The sequence below is a fragment of the uncultured Gimesia sp. genome (assembly GCF_937919775.1).
Taxonomy (GTDB): Bacteria; Planctomycetota; Planctomycetia; order Planctomycetales; family Planctomycetaceae; genus Gimesia.
Genome location: NZ_CALFPF010000725.1, coordinates 1 through 2901 on the forward strand (window position 1 = coordinate 1; position 2901 = coordinate 2901).

Here is a 2901-nt window from a genome sequence, read left to right on the forward strand (position 1 = left end):
TCCCTTAATTTCTCAAGATCGCTGATCGGCAATGACGATCTATTTTGCACATCTTGCCAAAAGCGGATATAAGACAGCAGGTGATAGAATAAAAAGACAAATGATGTCGAATCGGTTGATGGAATATTTTTAAAAACTCATATTACACCTGCTCAAATCACTTTTCTCTTTCAAGATGAATTCATCCTAAGAAGACCACTTTAACGAATCGCACGCCTTAGGGAGCAGCATCGCATGCCTTTGTGTCCCAAACACACTAGTCATCAGGTTAAGGAAGCCCACTCGAGATTAGGAAGATCGCTTGTTAAAATTCAAAAGACCCGCCATATCTCAAAATTAGAATCAGAAAATATTGAGACCATGTTCCGAAATTGGGAAACGAAATGGATGCATCGCCGCGAGTTGATCTCGAGCCGTATCCAGATGATTGAAAATCAACTGAAAGAACTCGGCGAACCGGAACTTCCATTGCCGCAGTTCGCTATTTTTGACGCACCGGGAGAGTAATTCAACTCGATCCGTTTCAGTGCCTGCTGGAATGATTTGATGTCCGCCAAATAGATTGACGGCGCAGCTCGTTCGGCGGGTGCGGGAATCTATGATCGCAGTTGATTGACAACTCTGCTGATTCGGTGAATGGCTGCTTCGATTTCCTCGCTCGTATTGAGGAACGACAGGCTTAATCGGACGGCAGAGCGGTAGACACTTTCCTCGCAGCCCATTGCCAGCAGCACGGGAGCCGGGTCTCTCGAACCGCTGGCGCAAGCACTACCCAGCGAACAGGAAATTCCGACCAGATCCAGGGAAATCAGTAACGCTTCCCCATCCAGGCCGGGAAATGAGATATTGAGCGTATTAGGCAGCCGATGCTGTTGAGACCCGTTTACAACGACCGGCGGACAGTGTTCGCTGAGTCCCTGTTGCAGGCGGTCTCTCAGCGCGGTGACCTGTTGCGCACGTTGTTCCCTGTCGCGAATTGCGCACTCCAGCGCGCGCGCCATGCCGGCAGCCAGTGCCACGGGTTCGGTTCCTGCGCGCCGGCCTCGTTCCTGGTGGCCTCCGGCGATTTGAGGCAGTAAGCGGGCGCCCTCTTTGACCAGCAGCGCGCCCACACCGCGGGGGCCGTGAAATTTATGAGCTGCCAGACTGATGGCGGTCGCACCGGAATCATGAAACTGAAACGGGATTTTGCCAATAGCCTGAATACAGTCCAGATGCAGGGGAATCCTGTTTTCTTCACAGCGGGCAACAAGCGGGGCAATCTCCTGAATCACTCCCGTTTCATTGTGAGCCAGAATGACCGTGACCAGTTGAATCCGGTCCCAGTTCAGTTGAGCCAGTTGATCAACATCAATTCTGCCGTCCGCACCAATTTTGAGTAGCGACTGTCTGATGCCCTGCGGTGCCAGTCTGCGAATCGTATTCACGGTCGCCGGATGTTCGCCTTCGGTCAAGGCAATCTCGCCCGGTGTTCCGGTCAGGAATCCATGCATGGCAAGATTGATTGATTCCGTTCCGCCACTGGTAAAAATCACTTCCTGCGGCTTGGCTTCCAGCAGCGACGCCATCAGTTCACGGGCATTTTCCAGTACCCGGCGTGCCTGGCGCCCTTCGGCGTGGGCACTTCCCGGATTGGCGTAATGCGTCCGATACTCTTCAGCCACCAGATCCACGACTTCATCCAGAGGTCGTGTTGTGGAATTGTTGTCCAGAAAGATGCGTTGTGAAGCGGGAATCGACATGACTTGTCATTATCTCATGGTCGGCAGTGGAAGTGAAAGGTTGTCACAAATTACCCTTTGACGGCTTCTTTCGCCTGAGCTTTAAGCTGGTTGGGAACATGTTCAATCAGCATATCAATAATGTCATCCGGCTTGAGTCCTTTACTGTCTGCCTGAAACGTCGTCACAATTCGATGTCGGAGAACCGCGTGTGCGACCGATTTGATATCCTCGGTCGAAACATGGAAGCGTCCTTCCAGAATCGCTCTGGCTTTGGCTCCCAGAATTAAAAACTGACCGGCACGCGGACCTGCGCCCCAGGATAAATATTCTTTGATAAACTTGGGCGCGGTTGCTTCCACGGGCCGTGTGGCGCGGACCAGATCACGGGCATATACAAACACATGCTCGGCGACCGGCACTTTGCGGACTACTTCCTGCAATGCTAAAATCTGGCGGCCGGTGAGCGCGGCTTCCAGCTGCGGTTTCTGGTTGCCGGTCGTCTGCTTGAGAATCATCAACTCTTCCGCGGCGGACGGATAATTGACCACCACATTGAACATGAAACGGTCCAGCTGCGCTTCGGGCAGCGGATAGGTTCCTTCCTGTTCAATCGGGTTCTGCGTTGCCAGCACAAAAAACGGTTCCGGCAGACGATAGGTATTGGAACCGACGGTCACATGCCGTTCCTGCATCGCTTCCAGCAAGGCGGCCTGGGTTTTCGGCGGTGTCCGGTTGATTTCGTCTGCGAGCAACACATTCGTGAAGAGCGGGCCCTGCATAAACTGAAACGAACGATGTCCCGTTTCGGGGTCATCCTGCAAAACATCGGTGCCCGTAATATCCGAGGGCATCAGGTCGGGAGTAAACTGAATTCTGCGGAATGAGAGATGCAGGATTTTCGCAATGGTACTGACCAGCAGCGTTTTGGCCAGACCGGGCACACCCACCAGCAGGCTATGTCCGCGGCTGAATAATGAAATCAGAATTTCATCCACCACTTCGTTCTGGCCAATGATCACTTTGCCAATTTCATCACGCATCAGAATGTAAGCATTCGAGAGACCGCGGATGGCCTGAGCCTCCAGATCCCGTTGTGCTTCTTCATCTTCCTGAATTATCACTTGATCATCATGGTCGCTCATATCCACAACAGCCTTATCAAGAAAACACCAAACTA

3 protein-coding genes are annotated in these 2901 nt (G+C 52.4%); 1 reads left to right on the forward strand and 2 read right to left on the reverse strand.

Annotated features, from left to right (window positions below; all coding sequences use genetic code 11):
- The first annotated feature begins 360 nt into the window (after window positions 1–360).
- A complete protein-coding gene (locus Q0294_RS20440) occupies window positions 361–507 on the forward strand; it encodes a hypothetical protein (RefSeq protein ID WP_299469153.1) in 147 nt (48 codons plus the stop codon).
- Window positions 508–596: 89 nt separating this feature from the next.
- Here the strand turns inward: Q0294_RS20440 and Q0294_RS20445 are convergent, their stop codons facing one another.
- Window positions 597–1742: a cysteine desulfurase family protein gene (locus Q0294_RS20445; RefSeq protein ID WP_299469155.1), complete on the reverse strand. Its 1146-nt coding sequence runs from the start codon at window positions 1740–1742 to the stop codon at window positions 597–599.
- A gap of 50 nt (window positions 1743–1792) precedes the next feature.
- Entirely contained in the window at window positions 1793–2764 is a 972-nt protein-coding gene (locus Q0294_RS20450) for a MoxR family ATPase (RefSeq protein WP_299469157.1), read from the reverse strand.
- Window positions 2765–2901: the final 137 nt, after the last annotated feature.

What these genes read in the sequence shown, in the direction of transcription:
- Q0294_RS20445 (WP_299469155.1), bottom strand. Translation starts at nt 1,742, where the DNA reads ATGTCGATTCCCGCTTCACAACGCATCTTTCTGGACAACAATTCCACA.
- Q0294_RS20450 (WP_299469157.1), bottom strand. Translation starts at nt 2,764, where the DNA reads ATGCGTGATGAAATTGGCAAAGTGATCATTGGCCAGAACGAAGTGGTG.
- Q0294_RS20440 (WP_299469153.1), top strand. Translation starts at nt 361, where the DNA reads ATGTTCCGAAATTGGGAAACGAAATGGATGCATCGCCGCGAGTTGATC.